Raw genomic sequence first — 19,458 nt, forward strand, 5'->3', positions numbered from 1 at the left:
GAAAATGAAGGCTTTTTTACAAGACTTAGCGGAACATGTACAAGCTCACCATAAAGTGCTTGATAGGGTGACGCTGGTCTTCCCGAACCGAAGAGCGATTCTCTATTTCCGAAAACACCTGACGGATTTATTGCAACAACCAGGCTTTGCCCCTGAGATGTTGACCATCGAAGAATTTATAGCGCGCTTCTCTCCTTATCAAATTCCTGATAAGTTGAAACTGATCAAAGACCTCCATCTGGTTTATACAAACGTGATGCGCGAGGAGGGAGGAGTTGGGCAGGACAAGCTTCAATCCTTTAGTGACTTCTATTTCTGGGGTGAAATGCTGCTTCGCGATTTTGAGGAGGTAGACAAATACATGGTGGAAGCTTCTCAGCTTTTTGTGGATTTGAGTAACCAAAAGGAGATTGAAACCATTTTTGAATTTTTAAGTGAAGAGCAGGTTAACTTTTTAAAAGAGTTCTGGGGAAATTTCGATGAGCATCCTTCTGCCAATAAAGAGCAATTTTTGCGTATATGGAGATCGTTAGAATCAGTCTACACTAATTTTTCAGAACAACTCTTAAGCCAGGGCTTCGCGTACCAGGGTTTGGTACACCGAAAGGTGGCTGAAGCCTTTATGCGCAATGAGGTTTCTGACATGCAGGAGAAAATGAAAGCGCGGGATCTGATTTTTGCAGGCTTTAATGCACTCACACTCGCGGAAGAAAAAGTGCTCACACATTTTGTAGAACACTGCAATGCAAAAGTTTTCTGGGATGCAGATGCTTACTATGTGAACAATAATGCCCAAGAGGCTGGCACATTTTTCAGAGAATACAAAAAGCACACTGTACTTGGTAAAACATTTCCGGATCAGTTTCATGCAGGTATTCAGGAGAAGATTACCAATAAAACAACAATACAGGTTATCGGTGCCGCGCAACCTATTGGTCAGGTAAAAGTGATGGCGCAGTTGCTCAAAGAAAATTTACAAAAGGGCTGGAGAGCGGAAGAAACTCTCATTGTATTGCCGGATGAAAAAATGCTTTTGCCAGTATTGAATAGCATACCGGAAGAAGCTGGCAAGTTGAATATTACCATGGGCTTTCCTTTATCGAGTTCTCCCATGTATAATTTTGTTGAACTGCTTTTTGACTTACAACTTAGTCTGGAAACTGAAGCCTTTCACTTTCGCCCCGTGATGGCACTTTTACAGCATCCTTACTTAGTGGCGATTACGAATGACCAAACCAATACGTTCAGAAAAACTTTAATAAAAGATAATCTGGTTGCCATTCCTGTTGAACGACTCAATGAACTGCCGCCAATCTGTAAACAAATTTTTGTAGAGGTTGATGCAAAAAATATCCTGCCCTACTTTCAGCAGATTATAGAAGCTGTTGGGTCTAGTGCAACCATCAGTGATCTAGATAAAGAATATGCTTTTCATTACTACTCTTTTATCAATCGTCTGCAACTGATCATAGGTAATGATTTATTGATGCATGAAAACAGAAAGAAAGCATTAAAATCTTTCCAGCGCTTATTTGCCCAACTGGTAAGAGCCGAACGCATTCCTTTTGCCGGAGAGCCTTTGGAAGGCTTACAGATTATGGGTGTATTGGAAACGCGTAACCTTGATTATAAGCATGTCATGATCTTATCGCTTAACGAAGGTTCTCTGCCTTCGGGAAACAGTAAAGGTTCTTACATTCCGCATAACGTCAGAAAGGCCTACGGATTACCGACTGCAGCACACCAGGACGCTATGTATGCTTATCTTTTTTACAGGGCCATACAAAGGGCGGAGTCCGTTAATCTTTTTTATAATACGGAAACAGATGTATTGGGTCAGGGAGAAATGAGTCGTTACTTACAGCAACTCATCTTTGAATCGGGACTTACCATACAAGAGCAGGTTTTACACAACACCATTCAACCCAAACCCTGGCAGGAAATTCTCATTCATAAGAATGAAGAAATCATGCAGCAACTGATCAGACTTACCATGCCTCAGGGTAAACGCATAGGGTTGTCGCCTTCTGCTTTAAATGCTTACATCGAATGTCAATTGAGGTTTTACTTTCGATACGTAGCCGGTATTAAAGTGGCCGATGAGATTGAGGAAGATTTAGACAACAGGGTGTTAGGAGATTTTCTGCATAAAGTGGTGGAGCGCTTTTATGTGCGCTTGCAGCAAAAGAAGAAATCAAACACAGTAGAGGCTAAAGACTTTGAAAAGTATGAAGCTGAACTCTTAACCATTATTGATGATGTGTTCAGGGAGGCCTATAGCTTAAGCCATAAAAAAGAAGTTGTGTATAAAGGTCAGCGTCTGGTGGTACGCGAAATTGTAAAACGTTTTGCCGAAAGGATTTTGGAGCTGGATAAAGCCTATGCACCTTTTCACATAGAAGCATTGGAGCGCGAAGGTCTTGTGTATACTGCTCAGATTGATCATGCGCCACATACGATCAGCATTACGGGTATTATCGACAGGATTGATAGAAAGGAAGATGTGGTTAGGATTGTTGATTATAAAACAGGCCGTGATGAACTGACTTTTAATACCATTGAAAGTTTATTTGACAGAGAAGGCAAACGCAATAAAGCTGCTTTTCAAACTTTACTATACGCACTCTTATATACTGAATCTTTACCGGAAGGAAATTCAGTAAAAGTGGTGCCCGGATTAATCAATCGTAAGAACCTATTTGATAGGTCATTTCAATTTGGCTTACACATGCAAAAAGAACTTGTGCAAAATGCGCAACCCCTGATGCCTGACTTTAAGAGCCACTTGAAGGGGATGTTGAACGAGCTTTTTGATCCGACTATCTCTTTTGAGCAGACGAAGAACCTGGATAACTGTAAGTATTGCGATTATAAATCATTATGCTACAGGAAATAAAAAAAGAGCACTAAGTGCTCTTTTTAAAATTACTATTTGTTTTCTTCGCTCCGAACCATTTCTTTTTTTTGGCTTCTCCGGTTTTAGGACGATTCGATCTTTGCTCTCCGTTGCGACTTGTTTTCTTAGGGCTTTGTCGTTGTGGCTTTGGTGCACGCGAAGTAAATCCATCCCGAACCATAGCGTAAGGGTTTGACGCAGCCATGGGAATAGGCTTGCCAATCAGTTTTTGAATGTCAGTAATAAATTCTTGCTCCTCAGCATCACAAAAAGAAATAGAGATACCGCTGGCACCTGCTCTTCCTGTTCTGCCAATTCTATGTACATACGTTTCAGGAATATTGGGTATTTCGTAGTTGATTACGTGTGTTAAATCATCGACATCAATACCACGCGCTGCTATATCGGTAGCTACTAAAACACGAATGGTAGAGGCTTTAAAATTAGTAAGCGCTCTTTGTCTTGCATTTTGTGATTTGTTACCGTGAATAGCTTCAGCACTCACACCGGCCTGATTTAGTTCTTTTACAACCTTATCAGCTCCGTGTTTGGTACGCGTAAAGACAAGGGCACGCTTAATAGAAAGCTCAGTCAATACGTGTTGCAATAATTTGCGTTTATCTTTTTTATCAACCAGGTAAAGTGATTGTGTAATGGTATTGGCTGTAGAAGACACCGGAGCCACTTCAACCCTTACCGGATTGGTTAAAATCGTGTTGGCCAACTCAGCAATTTCTTTAGGCATGGTGGCTGAAAAGAAAAGTGTTTGACGCTTGGCAGGAATCTTAGCAATTACTTTTTTAACATCATGAATAAAACCCATGTCAAGCATGCGGTCCGCTTCATCCAATACAAACATTTTGAGTTGATCTAACTTAACAAAACGTTGGTTAATCAAATCCAATAAACGGCCGGGTGTCGCAATCAAAATATCAACACCTCCGCGCAGGGCATCGGTTTGTGCTTTTTGAGATACGCCACCGAAAATAACCGTGTGTTTGATGCGAAGGAATTTACCATAGGCAGAAAAACTATCGCCAATCTGGATGGCCAGCTCTCTTGTGGGTGTTAAAATCAGGGCCTTAATGCCTGCAGGTCCTTTTTTATAAAGTTCGTCCTGATGTAATAACTGAAGAATAGGAATAGCAAAAGCTGCTGTTTTACCCGTTCCTGTTTGGGCGCAACCCAATAGATCTTTTCTTTCTAAAAGAACGGGAATGGCTTTCTCCTGAATGGGGGTTGGTTTAGTATAACCTTCTGCTTGTAACGCTTTCGCGATGGGTTCTATTAACTGTAATGATGAAAATGACATGTATTATTTTGTTACACGAGGCGCTGTATAAATTTTAATGATGCCTCTTTAGAAGTCAGCCAAAAAAATGAGTTTGAATTTTATTGTACGATTATGCTTGCTGACGGTACAAAGATAGGTATTTAAATTGGATTCTTGTGTTTTAGGATGTAGGGTCGTTTAGTGAGGTCAATTTGGTCATCCTCTCCTTTGGAGAGGATTGAGGTGAGCCTGCCTGCACGTAGCCGTTGCGGCAAAGGCAGGGCAACAAAAAAGCCCTCCGCATTGCGAAGGGCTTTAGGTAAACTAAGGAATAATGAATTAACCTTTAGCTAACTCAACATTCAAATGAAGCTTCACCTCATCACTTACCACTACGCCACCTGCTTCTGTTACCGCGCTCCAATTCAACCCAAAATCTTTACGGTTTACTTTACCGTTAATCTCAAAACCTGCTTTTGTATTTCCCCAAGGATCAACCATAATGCCACCAAACTCAGCAGACAATTCAACTGCTTTAGTTGTGCCACGCATGGTCAAGTCACCTGTTAATTTGTAATCACTGCCTGATACTTTCTTGATAGTGCCTTTGAAATCAACGGTAGGGTACTGGTCAGCAGCAAAGAAATCAGGAGACTTCAAGTGTGCATCGCGGTCCGCCTGATTAGTATCGATGCTGTTTACATCAAGGCTAAAGCTTGCTGTAGCACCATCAAAATCATCAGTAGCACTTTCAATGCTTCCGCTGAATTTTTTAAAGAAACCTGTTACTGTTGCAATAACAAGATGTTTCACTTTAAACTGTACTTCTGTGTGTGTTGGGTCAATGCCCCATTTTGTAGTAGCCATATCGATCTTTTTTATTTGTTTCAATTACAACACAAAGATCGCGTACAGCATTCCCTCCGGCACTTGAACTGGATTAAGATGCACCAGAGATATCTTGAACTAGATTAAGAAACTAGCGTTCCATCAGTCTCCGCCTGATTTTACTTAAAAATTCAGGGGTAATGCCTAAATAAGAGGCTATGTACTTCAGCGGAACATATTGTTCCAGGCTTGGGTATTTTTTCTGAAAATCGAGATAGCGCTCTTCTGCCGTAGCGGCAATATTTTGCACTATCCTGTTTTGATGTGTAATAAGTGAGTTTTGAAAGATGATGCGAAAATATTTTTCAAAAGCAGGAAAGCGCTCCAGTAAATCATCCAGGTCTTTCTTTTTAATAAGCAATACTTCACTATCAGCCAATGCACGGGTTGAGTACGCAGAAATGACCTGTCTGGTAAAGCTGTTTAAATCTCCTGTCCACCAATTGGGCATGGCAAATTGTATCACATGCTCTTGTGCCTGATCATTGGTGTAGTAAGTCATCAAACAACCACTCTTTACATAAATAAAATCTTCGGTAACTTTTCCTGCTTTTTCAATGAACTCACCCTGCTTGAGTACATGCGATTGAAGCAGCGATAAGAAATAATTCCCTTCTTCTTTTGAAAGCGTTATGTGTTTTTCTATTGCTTGAAGGATACTCATGAAGCGAATTAACAATTATTTTTTCTTTCCGACACCATATACTATGCGGCCAGGGTAAATGCCAGTATGTTCTCCACGATCAAGTACTTGCTGGCCGTTTATAAAAACATATTCTACACCAACGGCATATCTGTGAGGATCTTCATAAGTCGCTTTATCCTCTATTGTATCAGAATTAAAAATGGTGATGTCAGCATAATGACCCACTTTCAGAAAACCTCTTTTGTATAAATTTAAACGGGTGGCAGGTAATCCTGTCATGCGGTGGATGGCTTCTTCCAAGGTAAATAATTTTTCTTGTCTGGTGTATTTACCGAGCACACGTGCAAAGGTTCCATAAGTGCGCGGGTGCACCATGCCAAAATCCTTAAAACCTGTCACCTGATTCAAAGAAGCACCATCAGAACCAAAAGTGACATAAGGCAATTGTAACATGCGCTTCATGTTGTTTTCAGAAATTAAAAAATACACACCTGCTGCCGGTGATTTATCAATCAACAATAGGTCGAGTAAAGCTTCATCGGCATCCTTGCCATGGATGCGGGCTACTTCATCCAGTCGTTTACCTCTGTATAAATCATTTAAAGAATCCAATCTGAACCCAAGTACCATTACATCTTTGGCATCCGCATTTTTTGAAGGAATACCTTTACGCATCTCAGCGAGTACTTTTGCCCGGATGACAGGATTGCGAAGTTTCTTACGCATTTCTTTTGCCCCACCTTCTTGAACCCAGGTAGGGAGTCGTGCCAGTAATGAAGTATTACTGGCTGCGTATGGATACATATTGGAAGTAATTTTTAATCCTGCTTTTTGTGCGCTGTCAATTTTGGCGAGCACAGTATCAATCTTATTCCAATTGCGCTCGTGGTTAATTTTTAAATGGTAGATCTCAGCCGGTATATTGGCTTCACGTGCAATGCGCAACGTTTCGTTGAGTGCATCTAAAATAAAGTCACTTTCACTTCGCATGTGAGTGATGTAAATGCCTTTATAGGCTGAGGCAACTTTAGCCAGTTCAATTAATTCTTCGGTAGGGGCATAGTTGGCTGGGGCATAAATGAGTGAAGTGCCCAGACCAAGTGCACCCTCTTCCATCGCTTCACGCACCAAGGCTTTCATCTTTTCCAGCTCCTCCTTTGTTGCTGGGCGATTTTCATATTGCATGACATAATTACGCACGGTGGTGTGGCCAATAAATGAGGCTACATTTGGCGTCACACCTTTTTTGGTGAGCCATTGGAGGTAGCCATCCAGCGTTGTCCAAAGACTGTCGACCGGTTCTTTCAAATTTCGTTTTACTGGGCCGGGCGACCACCCCTCGCCAAAAATTTCTAAGGTAACGCCTTGTTTAAGATCAGATAGCGAACGCCCATCCATCAAAAGACTTCTATCACCCCAACTCAGCATATTGATAAATCCAGGACTGACAGCTAAATTTTTTGCGTCAATTTCTTTTTTGCCTTTGGCAGAAGAGAGATCCCCCATAAAAGCAATGGTATCTTTAATAATACCAATATCGGTTTGCTGTGCAGCAATACCGCTGCCATCATACACTTGTCCGTGCCTGATAATAACATCATATACTTGCTGTTCTGCGCAAGAGCTCAGTGTTAGCAAAAGACTGAAGAAAAATAGCCACGGTTTCATACCACCATGTTACGAAAAAATGCTAATTGTTTTCTGAAGTTGTTTCGAAAAATTAGAAGACTGAAAAAGTTAAGTACAATAAGTGAAAGGTTTCAATTAAACACTCAGCCACTTTGATCATAAAAAATCCAGTAAGACAAAATCTTACTGGATCTTATTTCGAGAGTCAATGTCAAAATGGAACGACTAATTGTTCTCACACCGCTAGTAGCTCATAGCTAGCAGCTAATCAAGCGTACCCCAATAACTTCATCATACTCTCGCTGCTTTGTTCATCAGCAAACAAGGTTGTTGTGATCTCTCCATCTTCATTGCGGTCAATCAGCACATGTTTAGGTGCAGGTATAAGGCAATGCTGTATGCCACCATATCCACCCAGCGACTCCTGATAAGCACCAGTGTGGAAGAAGCCTACATATAACTGCTCTTCATCATTACGCATGGGTAAGAATACCTCGCCTGTGTGTGCCTCTGAATTGTAATAATCCTGACTGTCACAAGTCAAACCGCCCAAGTTTACTTTATGATATGGATCATCCCACTTATTTAATGCCAGTAAAATGTACTTCTGGCTCAATCCCCAGGCATCTGGTAAATGTGTAATGAAAGAACCATCAATCATGTACCAAAGCTCTTTGTCGTTCTGCAGCTTTTCATTGATGATCTGGTACAAAACTGCGCCACTTTCGCCAACGGTATAGCTACCGAATTCTGTATAGATGTGCGGAACAGGCACATTATTCTTATCACAAATCCATTTGATGTTCTCCACGATCTGTTCGATCATGTATTTGTAATCGTACTGGAAAGTGAGTGATGTCTTGATAGGAAATCCGCCACCAATGTCAATTGAATCAAGCGTAGGACAAATCTTTTTTAATTCACAATACTTAAATACAAAACGGCTTAACTCACTCCAATAGTAGGCAGTGTCTTTAATACCTGTATTAATGAAGAAGTGAAGAAGCTTCAATTGCGCTTTATCACTCTTTTCAATTTTCTCTTTATAATAGCTGTTAATATCACTGTAACGAATACCTAAACGTGAGGTATAGAATTCGAAATTGGGTTCTTCATCAGCAGCCACCCTGATGCCTACTTTATACGGAACGTTAACACCAGCTTCATAGTGATCCATCTCGTACAAATTATCAAGAATAGGAATGCAGTTATGGAAGCCGTCATTTAACAATTCGGTAATGTACTGCATGTACAAAGGGCGCTTAAAGCCATTGCAAAGCACATAAGTGTCTTTTGTTACCTTTCCTTTGTTATACAAAGAGCGAACAATCGGAATGTCGAAGGAAGAAGACGTCTCCATGTGCACATTCTTATTCTTCAACGCCTCCTCCATCACAAAAGAAAAGTGTGACGATTTAGTGCAATAACAGTAGGTATAGGACCCGTTGTATTTCGTTTTTTCTATGGCGTTTTGAAAAGTAGCCTGCACATAGCGGATGTTTTCGCTGATTCTCGGCAGGTAGGTAAGCTTTAGCGGGGTGCCGTATTGTTTTACGATGTCCATTAAAGGCACATCGTTAAACAGCAATTCATGATCACGGACTTTAAACTCCTTTTGTGGAAACTCAAAAGTCTGCTCAATCAGGTCGCGGTAGCTCTTCATTTATGGTATGGATCGATAGTTATGGTGAAAAAGGGCCATTTCGTTGATGAGAATCAGCACATTAGCCTATAAACCATCCTTCGAATTGGGAAAGAGTGCAAAAATCACATAAAATTGCCATCTTTGCAAGGTCTAACTAATTATGGTAAACCCTTACAGCAGCCAATTTTCAGTGCCACCCTATACGGGGCTATATGCACTGCCCGACTATTAAGGTCGCGGGGTCTGTTTTGTAATTTTTTCTATCCAGCGGTTTATTAACTATTCAATTACTATTAATTCTATTTTTTGTGAAAGAGATAAAGATCATAGAGGTGAAATCAGAGATTGGTGCGGGTACACGTGGCGCCAGTCTTGGTGTGGAAGCTATGAAAATTGCCAGCCTTGATTTAAAATCTGATTTTTTTAAGCAGTACGATTCTATTGAGGTAGAAAACGTAAACGAAATGCTTTACGATGGTGCCGAGCACGCACATGCCAAATTTATTGATGGTGTGATGATCATGGAAGAGCGTGTTTGCCTGGAAGTGTATGAGCAGTTGTTTGATGAGTTTTTCCCCATCATTATGGCTGGTGACCACTCTACTGCTTACGGAACCATTGCAGGTATTAAGAAAACGTATCCTAAAAAGCGTATCGGGGTTATCTGGATTGATGCCCACGCAGATTTACACTCACCTTACACCACACCATCCGGCAACATGCACGGTATGCCATTGGCCATGGCTTGTGGTTTCGATAATTTGGAGTGCAAGGTGAATGATCCTAAAGGAGAAACTATCGAGTATTGGGAACAGTTGAAAAATGTAGGGGTTGCCGGGCCAAAGATTTACGCAGAAGACATCGTGTTTATCTCTGTGCGCGATTTTGAAAAGCCTGAAAACTACCTGATCAATAAGCACAACATGAGTTTTATTGAGACCGAAGATGTAAAGAAACTCGGTCCGGTTAAGATTGCAGAAAGAGCCTTACAAATGCTCGACCATTGTGATTATATCTATATTTCCTTTGATGTGGATAGTATGGATAGCCGTATCTCTACAGGAACCGGAACGCCTGTGCCTAACGGACTTACCGTAGACGAAGCCAAAGTCTTGAATGAGGAATTGGCTAAGAGCCCTAAAGTTTGTGCCTGGGAGATTGTGGAAGTAAATCCCACACTCGACACAGAAAACCGTATGGCCGAGGGTGCTTTCGAAATTATGGAGGCAACTGCCAAAGCAATTATGGCAAGGCCGGTAATGGCTGAGTAGGCATTGGGGTCAGGGATTCAGTTTAAAGATGGTGACAAAATCATTATCTTAGCTAGACAATCCCTTTCCTTATGAAGTATCAGATTCAATCAACTTTTTTGGGATACTTATTACTGCTATTGGCAGCTTGTCTATTTTTTGCCTGTTCAGGCAAAAAGGAAATCCAATATAAAATTGCCTACAATGTCTATTACGACACCCTGAATGACGACTATGAAGTGTTTGTCATGAACATGGATGGTACTGACAAGAAAAATATTTCTAATTCTCCCGGAGTTGATTGGGTGTACTATACCTATAAAGATAAAATCTACTTTGTTTCAGATCGCGACACTACACATCGCATGTATTTTTTGTACAGCATGGATATGGATGGAAACAATGTCAAAAAAATATCGGATTTACGACTGGAGGACTCCTGGCATAACACCCGGAATGATGGTAGAGAAATGATTGTTTCCGGGCGTGTTGGTAAAGAGATAAGGCAGCAGTTGTTTCTGATCGATACCGAAACAGGTATCTACGCGCCATTTATACAAGACACAGCATCTTCTTTTAGTGACCCCGCCTTTTCGCCAGATGGTAAACAAATTGTATTTCGCCATCGTCAGCAAAAACGCAACTTCAAAAATGAAAAATCTGAATTATGGTTAATGTCTGCTGATGGCACCGGCAAAAGACAGCTTACATTCTTTCCTGAATCAGACACAAGCGCTGAGTGGTTTGTTTACCATGCAGGGCCACCCAAATGGCATCCAACAGAAAATTTCATCTCGTATCAATCTTTCAGAGATGGTAAGTACTGTTTGTTTGCCATCAAACCCGAAGGAGGCGAAACCTGGAAGCTGATAGAAAATACGACTGGCCTTGAAGAAGACTGGCATAGCTGGAGTACTGATGGTAAATGGCTGACTTTTGGTATGGCCGACTACTCACAAGGTCTTGTAGATGTTTACCTGATGAATTGGAAAACCAAAGAAATTACGCAGCTCACTGACAGCTGGCAGTACGAGCAGGCTCCCGTATTTGTGGAGGTACTTCAATAGGTTAAAGATTAGCAGGGCAGGCTTACCTTCCCTATATTTGAAGACGTGAATACAAGTAATTCTTATCTGTCAGAATTTTCCGCTGTGCTGCTATTTATTATTGGCGGTATAGCTTTTTTATCAGTGACCTTTCTGGTTTCCAAACTGTTGCGTCCGCATCGCCCGAATGCAGAGAAACTCTCCAGTTACGAAAGTGGCGAACAAGCCGTTTCATCCGCCTGGCCACAGTTCAATATTCGCTTTTATGTAGTAGCTATTTTGTTTCTGCTCTTTGAAGTAGAGTTGATTTTTCTTTTCCCCTGGGCAAGTGTTTTTACTGACAAAACATTAATGGAAGTAAGCAACGGAACATGGGCCTGGTTTACTTTGTTTGAGGTAGTAACCTTTGTGTTGGTATTAGTAGTTGGCCTGGCTTATGCCTGGGCAAAGGGTTATTTTAACTGGACAGGCGATAAGGCACAGGTAAGCGATGTAAAGTCGCCCGTGCCACCACAATTATACGAGCAATTCAATGAGCGATATAAAACCAAATAACTTTGATCAATTCGCGAAAGCAGTTGGCGATGAGGTTCCGATTTACAAAGAATCGATTGGCAATGCAGGCGTGATCATTACCAAGCTTGATGACTTGCTGAACTGGTCGCGACTGTCATCCATGTTCCCCATGACTTTCGGTTTGGCTTGTTGTGCCATAGAATTTATGAGTACCGGCACCACCCCTTACGACATGGATCGCTTTGGTATGGCTCCACGTTCCTCACCCAGGCAAGCCGATGTGATGATCATTGCTGGTACAGTTGTTTTTAAAATGGCAGATCGCATCAAGCGCTTATACGAACAGATGGCGGAACCACGCTACGTCATTTCCATGGGCTCTTGTTCAAATTGTGGAGGCCCTTATTGGCAACACGGCTACCATGTAGTGAAGGGTGTTGACAAAATTATACCGGTCGATGTGTATGTACCTGGATGTCCCCCTAGGCCAGAAGCCCTGATTGGCGGTATTATGCAACTGCGAGAGAAGATAAGTAAGGAGAGTTTGATTGCAGATCAGCTAAACAATAAACAGCATGGATGATACATTAGTTGATGTGCTCACACCTTTGGTAGGGCAAACTCCGCTTATCAATAAAACGAATACACCTTTTTCTATAGAAATCAGTAGTGATAAGGTTTTAGTTGTTTGTGAAACACTGCACAAACATCCTTCATGCTATTTCGATATGCTCTCCTGCATAACTGGTCTGGATAACGGTAAAGAAGCTAACACCATGGAAGTGATTTACAATCTCTATTCCATTCCTTTTAACCATCATTTAATGTTGAAGGTAATCTTACCAAGAGAAAAACCTGAAATAGATTCTGTCATTTCAGTTTGGCGCACAGCCGATTGGCAAGAGCGTGAAGCCTTTGATATGTACGGCATAGTTTTTAAAGGTCACCCCGATTTAAGAAGGATACTCATGCCTGCCGACTGGGAGGGCTATCCGCTACGCAAAGACTATCAGACACAGGAAGAATATAAAGGGGTGACTGTTAAATATGAGGAAAGGAATAATAACAATGAATAATAAATTTGCGATTTAAGATGACGAATTATAAAATAGGAATTGTTAAAATACATAGTGTTTCAAAATTTTAATCAATTAATTCGTATTGTCACGGCATCCATTAAAACAACAAAATCCAAACTATAATTGTCCATTGTTAATTTTGAATTTCGAATCTTGAATTTTGAATCTTAAAAAAACAGATACTGCCCAAAATCTTCTCACCTCTGAGCCGGGAAAGTTCAATGAAGGAGAACTGCGTTCTGAGGAGATGATCATCAACCTTGGTCCACAACACCCATCAACACACGGTGTGTTGCGTTTGGAAGTATTGTCGGATGGTGAGGTGATTAAAGAAGTTGTTCCGCATATTGGCTACTTACATCGCTGCTTTGAAAAGCATGCAGAGAATCTTCCTTACAACCAGATTATTCCTTTTGTAGACCGCATGGATTATGTGGCCTCCATGAATTCTGAACATGCTTATGTAATGGGCGTAGAGCGCATGCTGGGCATTACTGAACAAATCCCCAAACGCATTGAATACATCAGGGTGCTGATGGCAGAACTCAACCGCATTGCCTCGCACTTTATTGCCATTGGTACTTATGGTATGGACATTGGTGCTTTCACGCCTTTCTTTTGGGTGATGCGCGATCGCGAACATATTCTGCGCTTACTTGAATGGGCCAGTGGTTCGCGTTTACTGTATAACTACATGTGGGTAGGTGGTCTCTTCTACGATTTACCCGTAGGTTTTGAAGATCGTTGCAAAGAGTTTGTTACCTATCTGAAACCAAAGCTAAAAGAGCTTGATAGTATCCTGATTGATAATAAAATTTTTATTCAACGCACCGCCAACATTGGTGTGTTGCCTCGCGACTTGGCTATTAACTATGGCATAACCGGCCCCATGTTGCGTGGCTCTGGTTTGCGTTTTGATTTGCGCAGGGTAGATGCCTACTCTGTTTATCCTGAAATTGATTTTGATATCCCGATAGGAGAAGGCAAAATGGGAACCTTGGGTGATTGTTGGGATCGTACCTGGGTGAGGATGCAGGAAGTGTATGAATCGGTAAAGATTATCGAGCAATGCTTGGAGAAACTCACCAAAGAGCACAAGCGCACGAAAGACTTTGATCCGCAGGCTTTAGTTCCGAAGAAAATACGGCCGCAGGCGCAAGACTTATATGTGCGCGCAGAAAACCCGAAAGGGGAGTTAGGATTTTTCTTCAGAGCAGATGGAAGAAGTGACGTGCCTTTCCGCTGTAAAGCCAGGGGCGCAAGTTTTGTAAATCTGTCTGTATTGCCGGAGATAACACGCGGTGTGCTCATTGCAGATTTAATTGCGATAGTAGGCTCTCTGGATGTAGTCATGGGAGAAGTAGATCGCTAAACTTATATTGGTAAATAAATTAGTTAGGGTTTCATTATGAGCTAGTAGCAAGTAGCTCGAAGCTAGCGGCTATAAAAATATGCTTAAAATTCTCACAGCTGAACAAATCAGGGCTTTAGATGCACATACCATCCAGCATGAGCCTATTGCCTCTATTGATTTAATGGAGCGTGCAGCACAAGCTTTTGTTTCCTGGTTTTGCAGACAGGTTGATGTAACTGAAACAGTCGGAATAGTTTGCGGCACCGGCAATAATGGTGGTGATGGTTTAGTCATTGCGCGGCTACTCTTAGCGTATAACTATAAAGTAAAAATCTGGATTGTAAGAGGGCAAACAAAAGAGAGCACTGATTTTGCAGCAAACTTTAAACGTATTACTGTAAATCATCTGGTACATGAAATCAGCAATGCAGAAGAATTGGCATCGTCCGCTTTTGAAGATTGCCATGTTTTAATTGATGCTTTGTTCGGCACTGGTTTATCAAGAAAAGTTGAGGGTTTACAAGAAGCGGTCATCAAAAAAATGAATGAAGCATCGGCTTATAAAATAGCGGTTGATGTTCCCTCTGGTTTACAAATCGATAAACCATCCATCGGTACAATTTTTAAAGCAGATTTTACACTCACTTTTCAATTACCCAAACTGGCTTTTCTCTTACCTGAAAATTTTCACTACGTAGGCAACTGGCAAGCTGTGCGTATTGGACTCGATAAAAAATTTATTGAAGCCTCAGATACAAATTATTTATTGCTGGAGAGAAAAGATTGTAAAGCACTGCTAAGACCGAGGAATAAGTTCGACCATAAAGGAAATAATGGTAAGGCTTTATTGATTGCCGGAAGTTATGGTAAGATGGGTGCCGCTGTATTGGCAGCACGTGCCGCCATGCGGGCAGGCTTAGGCTTGCTAACCGCCCATGTGCCTGCTGCCGGACTGACTATTATACAAACCAGCGCACCTGAAAGTATGGCAAGTGTTGATGAGCATGAACATCACTTTGCCACAACGCCATCGTGTGAAGATATGGATGCTGTTGGTGTTGGGCCTGGTATAGGTCTTCATAACGAAACCAAACGCGCTTTCGAAAAACTGTTGCAGCAATCCAAAAAGCCTCTGGTTATAGATGCTGATGCCATCACTTTACTGGCAAGCCATCCTTCACTTTTACTTTTGCTGCCTCCTCAATCTATCCTTACTCCGCATCCAGGTGAGTTCAGGCGCCTGGTGGGTGATTGGGCAAACGACTTTGACAGATTGGAAAAGCAAAGGAATTTTTCAAAACAGATAGGGGGTATCGTTGTGCTAAAAGGTGGGCACACCAGTATCTCCGCTCCCGATGGCAAAGTTTATTTTAACTCCACCGGAAATCCAGGTATGGCTAGCGCTGGCAGTGGTGATGTACTGACAGGAATGATAACAAGTTTATTGGCGCAAGGCTATAAACCGCTGGATGCGGCCATTTTTGGAGTCTTTTTGCACGGTTTGGCAGGCGATCTGGCTGCCCGAAAAGTAGGCGAAACATCCCTGATCGCTTCGGATATTATAGATTTTATACCCCAGGCCTACCACGATTTAAGGTAATTTTGGGGTCAGATTAAACTTTATGGCGTTCAACTACATCTAATAGACGATAATTCGTCTTTGGATTAAAAACTTTTGGATACATTTTTGCGTATAGTTAACGTATGAAACGCCTGAATCTTATACTACTGCTCATTTTTTCTTTTGCGATTGCCGCAAAAGCACAGTCAGGCTTTGAGGCTACCTTTGGCCAACAAGATCCCCAAGCTAAAATTCAGCTTTTCCCCAACCCTGCTCAGGAATTTCTACATGTTAAGTTAGAAGGCGTTAAAGTGGGTAATCTCCAAATCGCTGTTCGTAACATTATCGGTAATGAGATACAAACCGAGATTGATTTTGTTGGTGACGATGAATTCAGACTTCGTGTAAAAGATTACAATACCGGGTATTACCTTCTGGCTTTATACGATGAGGCCTCAAACTTCAAAGGCACTTACAAATTCCTGAAACGCTAAGCACTGTATTTTTTTACAGCATCCACTAAAGTATTCACATCTTCTTCAGTTGTGTTAAATGAACACATAAACCTGCATTCATTTGTTTTCTCATTCCACACATAAAAGAAAATAGCTTCCTGTACTTTTTCAATTATGGCAGGTGGTAAAATAGCGAACACGCCATTGGCATCTACGGACTGTGTGATTTTAACAGAAGGTATTGTACTCAACTTCGAAGCTAATAGTTTAGCCATATTGTTTGCATGAGTCGCATTTCTTTTCCAGAGATCATTGCTTAATAAGGCATTGAACTGTGCACTGATAAAACGCATTTTAGAGTGCAGCTGCATACCCTGTTTACGCTGATATGAAAAATCTGCTGCAAGCGAAGTGTTAAAGAAAACAACCGCTTCCCCGATCATCATACCATTTTTAGTACCACCAAAAGAAAGTACATCTATGCCTGCATCGCGAGTAAAACTTTTAAAGTCTGTACCTAAACTCACCGCTGCATTGGCAATTCTTGAGCCATCCATATGCAAATACATCTTGTGTTTTTTTGCAAGTGCTGACAATTCCTTAATCTCTTCAATGGTATAAACAGTTCCATATTCTGTAGACTGCGAGATGGAAATTACCTTGGCTTGAGGATGGTGCTGATCCTGAACACGAATAATCCTTTCTTCAACAGCAGTCGGTGTAAGCTTGCCATGGGGAGCAGGCACACCAATAATTTTACAGCCCAGAAATTTTTCAGGAGCCGTTGATTCATCAACATTAATGTGTGCCAGTTCTGGTGCAATAATGGAATTAAAGCTTTTAGTCATGGCGCTTAAGCCTAATACGTTAGCCCCTGTGCCATTGTAAACAAAAAACACTTCGATGTTTTCACCAAAATGCTGTTTAAATTTTGCTGTCGCTTCTTGTGTAAAAGGGTCATTGCCATAAGAGCCTACATGGTCTTGATTAGCTGTTTCAATTGCTTTTAAAATTTCCGTATGTATACCTGAATAATTATCGCTGGCAAAGGCTCTCATAGAAGTCGTTATTGTGCGCTCAAGTTTATTATTTTGGTCGGCTTTACCGCAACGAATTTTATTTGCGGTTGATATATTTAAATAATTTTTTTCTAAACAGAAACCTTATGTGCAGGGATCTGGGGCTATCTGTCTTACCTATTTTTTCAAGGGCAAGACCATATCTATAATGCTAACTCACTTAAAATCGTAAATTTAAGATTACACAATAAGAAGGCATTATATCAAAATGGCAGGTTATTCATCAACTCCTTTGGTAAAAAAATTGGGCTTGAAAGCGGGGCATTCAATTTATATCAGCAAAGCACCTGACAACTATTTTGAATGGCTTATACCTTTACCGGATGAAATCTCTGCTAAAACTACATTGTCAGGGCAACTGGATTTTATTCACCTCTTTGTTACTGATCAAAAGGATTTTAAAACTGCATTTCTTAAAGCAAAAACACATTTAAAACCTGATGCAATGCTGTGGATTTCGTGGCCTAAAAAAGCCAGTAAGGTGCCAACAGACTTAGATGAGAATGTAATCAGGGACTTTGGCCTTCAAAACGGACTGGTAGATGTAAAAGTCTGTGCGGTGAGTGAAGTCTGGTCAGGGCTTAAGTTTGTTTTCCGATTAAAAGATCGATAAGAAAATCCCGCTCAATTGCGTATTTTCGCACCTTAATTAAGAAAAAACACGCGCCATGAGCCAGAACAGACCGATTTCTGCATTCATTGAAAAAAACTACCTGCATTTTAATGCAGCAGCTTTGGTTGATGCTGCCAAAGGATATAAAAAACACATTGCCGAAGGCAAAAAAATGATGGTGACTTTAGCGGGTGCCATGAGTACCGCTGAGTTGGGTATCAGTTTTGCCGAAATGATTCGCCAGGATAAAGTGCATATCATTTCATGTACCGGTGCCAACCTGGAAGAAGATATCATGAATCTGGTGGCACACAGCCACTACAAACGCATTCCTAATTACCGCGACCTTACGCCAGAACAGGAGTGGGAACTATTGGGCAACCACCTGAACCGTGTTACAGATACCTGCATTCCTGAAGAGGAAGCGTTCAGAAGATTGCAGGCGCATTTGTTTAAGGTTTGGAAAGATGCAGAAGATAAAGGTGAACGTTTGTTTCCACACGAATTCATGTTCCGCATGATCAATAGTGGAGATTTAAAACAGTATTACGAAATCGATCCTAAGAATTCATGGATGATTGCCGCAGCAGAAAAAAATATGCCAATGGTTGTACCCGGCTGGGAAGACTCAACCATGGGTAACATCTTTGCTTCTTATGTGCTCACTGGTGAGTTAAAGGCTTCTACTATGAAGTCTGGAATTGAATACATGGTGTGGTTAGCTGACTGGTATACCAACAATGCCGGTACAGATGGTATTGGATTTTTCCAGATTGGCGGTGGTATTGCTGGTGACTTCCCGATTTGTGTAGTGCCTATGTTACATCAGGATCTGGAGCGTGATGGTGTTCCTTTTTGGAGCTATTTCTGCCAGATCAGCGATAGTACAACAAGTTACGGTTCTTATTCAGGTGCTGTGCCTAACGAAAAAATAACCTGGGGTAAACTCAGCATAGAAACACCAAAGTATATCGTAGAGAGTGACGCAACCATTGTAGCTCCGTTGATGTTTGCTTATATACTTGACATGTAATAGCTAACCGCAAAGAGCGCAGAGGTTCGCAAAGTGCTATGACTGAAAATCAAATTTCTGAGAAGGTAATTGGTTGCGGAATTCTGGTGCATAAAGAGCTAGGGCCTGGATTGTTGGAATCTTCATATGAAGAATGCCTCTATTATGAGCTGATTCAGAGCGGGTTGGTGGTAGAAAAGCAGAAAGGCCTCCCTTTGCACTATAAGGAAGTAAAATTAGATTGTGGTTATAGAGTGGATTTAATTGTAGAGAACAAGGTAATTGTTGAAGTGAAATCAGTTAAGGAATTAGATGATATACACCTTGCACAAGTTCTAACATATCTTAAACTATCAAATTGTAAACTAGGTCTTTTAATGAATTTTAATGAAGTTCTTTTAAAAGATGGAATAAAAAGAATAGTAAACAGATTGTAACTCTGCGAACCTTAGCGTTCTCTGCGGTTAGATCTTAAAAGAAAAGTAAACACTCTAACTCTGCGAACCTTAGCGTTCT

At 41.2% G+C, this 19,458-nt stretch carries 18 protein-coding genes; 12 read left to right on the forward strand and 6 right to left on the reverse strand.

Annotated elements, in window-relative coordinates; all coding sequences use genetic code 11:
* Positions 1-4: 4 nt before the first annotated feature.
* Positions 5-2,896 carry a PD-(D/E)XK nuclease family protein gene (locus ACO1XM_RS06040; RefSeq protein WP_486226882.1) on the forward strand — a complete coding sequence of 964 codons (2,892 nt, stop codon included), beginning with the start codon at positions 5-7 and terminating at the stop codon, positions 2,894-2,896.
* A gap of 10 nt (positions 2,897-2,906) precedes the next feature.
* On the opposite strand, the gene ACO1XM_RS06045 is transcribed toward ACO1XM_RS06040, so the two are convergent.
* The 5 genes from ACO1XM_RS06045 to ACO1XM_RS06065 all read right to left on the reverse strand — a co-directional run bounded on the left by ACO1XM_RS06045 (position 2,907) and on the right by ACO1XM_RS06065 (position 8,995).
* Positions 2,907-4,208: a DEAD/DEAH box helicase gene (locus ACO1XM_RS06045; protein WP_486226884.1), complete on the reverse strand. Its 1,302-nt coding sequence runs from the start codon at positions 4,206-4,208 to the stop codon at positions 2,907-2,909.
* A 300-nt stretch (positions 4,209-4,508) separates the two neighbouring features.
* Entirely contained in the window at positions 4,509-5,036 is a 528-nt protein-coding gene (locus ACO1XM_RS06050) for a YceI family protein (protein WP_486226886.1), read from the reverse strand.
* Positions 5,037-5,148: 112 nt separating this feature from the next.
* A complete protein-coding gene (locus ACO1XM_RS06055) occupies positions 5,149-5,721 on the reverse strand; it encodes a Crp/Fnr family transcriptional regulator (protein WP_486226888.1) in 573 nt (190 codons plus the stop codon).
* A gap of 15 nt (positions 5,722-5,736) precedes the next feature.
* Positions 5,737-7,371 (reverse strand): N-acyl-D-amino-acid deacylase family protein, encoded by a 1,635-nt coding sequence (locus tag ACO1XM_RS06060; RefSeq protein WP_486226889.1) that lies wholly within the window; start codon positions 7,369-7,371, stop codon positions 5,737-5,739.
* Positions 7,372-7,600: 229 nt separating this feature from the next.
* Positions 7,601-8,995, reverse strand: a complete 1,395-nt coding sequence (locus ACO1XM_RS06065; protein ID WP_486226892.1) for a type III PLP-dependent enzyme domain-containing protein — start codon at positions 8,993-8,995, stop codon at positions 7,601-7,603.
* 290 nt (positions 8,996-9,285) lie between these two features.
* Here ACO1XM_RS06065 and rocF point away from each other — a divergent pair, with 290 nt between their 5' ends.
* From rocF to ACO1XM_RS06105, 8 genes are all read left to right on the forward strand, one after another.
* A complete protein-coding gene (rocF, locus tag ACO1XM_RS06070) occupies positions 9,286-10,248 on the forward strand; it encodes an arginase (RefSeq protein ID WP_486226894.1) in 963 nt (320 codons plus the stop codon).
* 71 nt (positions 10,249-10,319) lie between these two features.
* Entirely contained in the window at positions 10,320-11,294 is a 975-nt protein-coding gene (locus ACO1XM_RS06075; protein WP_486226896.1) for a TolB family protein, read from the forward strand.
* Between the two features lie 45 nt (positions 11,295-11,339).
* A complete protein-coding gene (locus ACO1XM_RS06080; RefSeq protein WP_486226898.1) occupies positions 11,340-11,828 on the forward strand; it encodes an NADH-quinone oxidoreductase subunit A in 489 nt (162 codons plus the stop codon).
* A complete protein-coding gene (locus ACO1XM_RS06085; RefSeq protein WP_486226900.1) occupies positions 11,806-12,372 on the forward strand; it encodes an NADH-quinone oxidoreductase subunit B in 567 nt (188 codons plus the stop codon). Before ACO1XM_RS06080 ends, ACO1XM_RS06085 begins: the two co-directional genes overlap by 23 nt.
* Positions 12,365-12,865, forward strand: a complete 501-nt coding sequence (locus ACO1XM_RS06090; RefSeq protein ID WP_486226902.1) for an NADH-quinone oxidoreductase subunit C — start codon at positions 12,365-12,367, stop codon at positions 12,863-12,865. Before ACO1XM_RS06085 ends, ACO1XM_RS06090 begins: the two co-directional genes overlap by 8 nt.
* Positions 12,866-13,028: 163 nt before the next feature.
* Positions 13,029-14,240 (forward strand): NADH-quinone oxidoreductase subunit D, encoded by a 1,212-nt coding sequence (locus ACO1XM_RS06095; RefSeq protein ID WP_486226904.1) that lies wholly within the window; start codon positions 13,029-13,031, stop codon positions 14,238-14,240.
* Positions 14,241-14,319: 79 nt separating this feature from the next.
* A complete protein-coding gene (locus tag ACO1XM_RS06100) occupies positions 14,320-15,822 on the forward strand; it encodes an NAD(P)H-hydrate dehydratase (protein ID WP_486226906.1) in 1,503 nt (500 codons plus the stop codon).
* A gap of 104 nt (positions 15,823-15,926) precedes the next feature.
* Positions 15,927-16,277, forward strand: a complete 351-nt coding sequence (locus ACO1XM_RS06105) for a T9SS type A sorting domain-containing protein (RefSeq protein ID WP_486226908.1) — start codon at positions 15,927-15,929, stop codon at positions 16,275-16,277.
* Here ACO1XM_RS06105 and ACO1XM_RS06110 read toward each other — a convergent pair.
* The gene (locus ACO1XM_RS06110; RefSeq protein WP_486226910.1) at positions 16,274-17,296 is read right to left on the reverse strand and encodes a threonine aldolase family protein; all 1,023 of its coding nucleotides are present in this window, start codon (positions 17,294-17,296) and stop codon (positions 16,274-16,276) included. The two genes, ACO1XM_RS06105 and ACO1XM_RS06110, sit on opposite strands and share 4 nt — an antisense overlap.
* A gap of 229 nt (positions 17,297-17,525) precedes the next feature.
* On the opposite strand from ACO1XM_RS06110, the gene ACO1XM_RS06115 reads away from it, so the two are divergent.
* The 3 genes from ACO1XM_RS06115 to ACO1XM_RS06125 are packed head-to-tail and all read left to right on the forward strand — an operon-like array spanning position 17,526 to position 19,379.
* Entirely contained in the window at positions 17,526-17,930 is a 405-nt protein-coding gene (locus ACO1XM_RS06115; RefSeq protein WP_486226912.1) for a DUF3052 domain-containing protein, read from the forward strand.
* A gap of 55 nt (positions 17,931-17,985) precedes the next feature.
* On the forward strand, positions 17,986-18,963 hold the full coding sequence (locus ACO1XM_RS06120) for a deoxyhypusine synthase family protein (RefSeq protein WP_486226914.1): 978 nt from the start codon (positions 17,986-17,988) through the stop codon (positions 18,961-18,963).
* Positions 18,964-19,001: 38 nt separating this feature from the next.
* A complete protein-coding gene (locus ACO1XM_RS06125; protein ID WP_486226916.1) occupies positions 19,002-19,379 on the forward strand; it encodes a GxxExxY protein in 378 nt (125 codons plus the stop codon).
* Positions 19,380-19,458: the final 79 nt, after the last annotated feature.

The organism is Chryseotalea sp. (genome assembly GCF_057350905.1).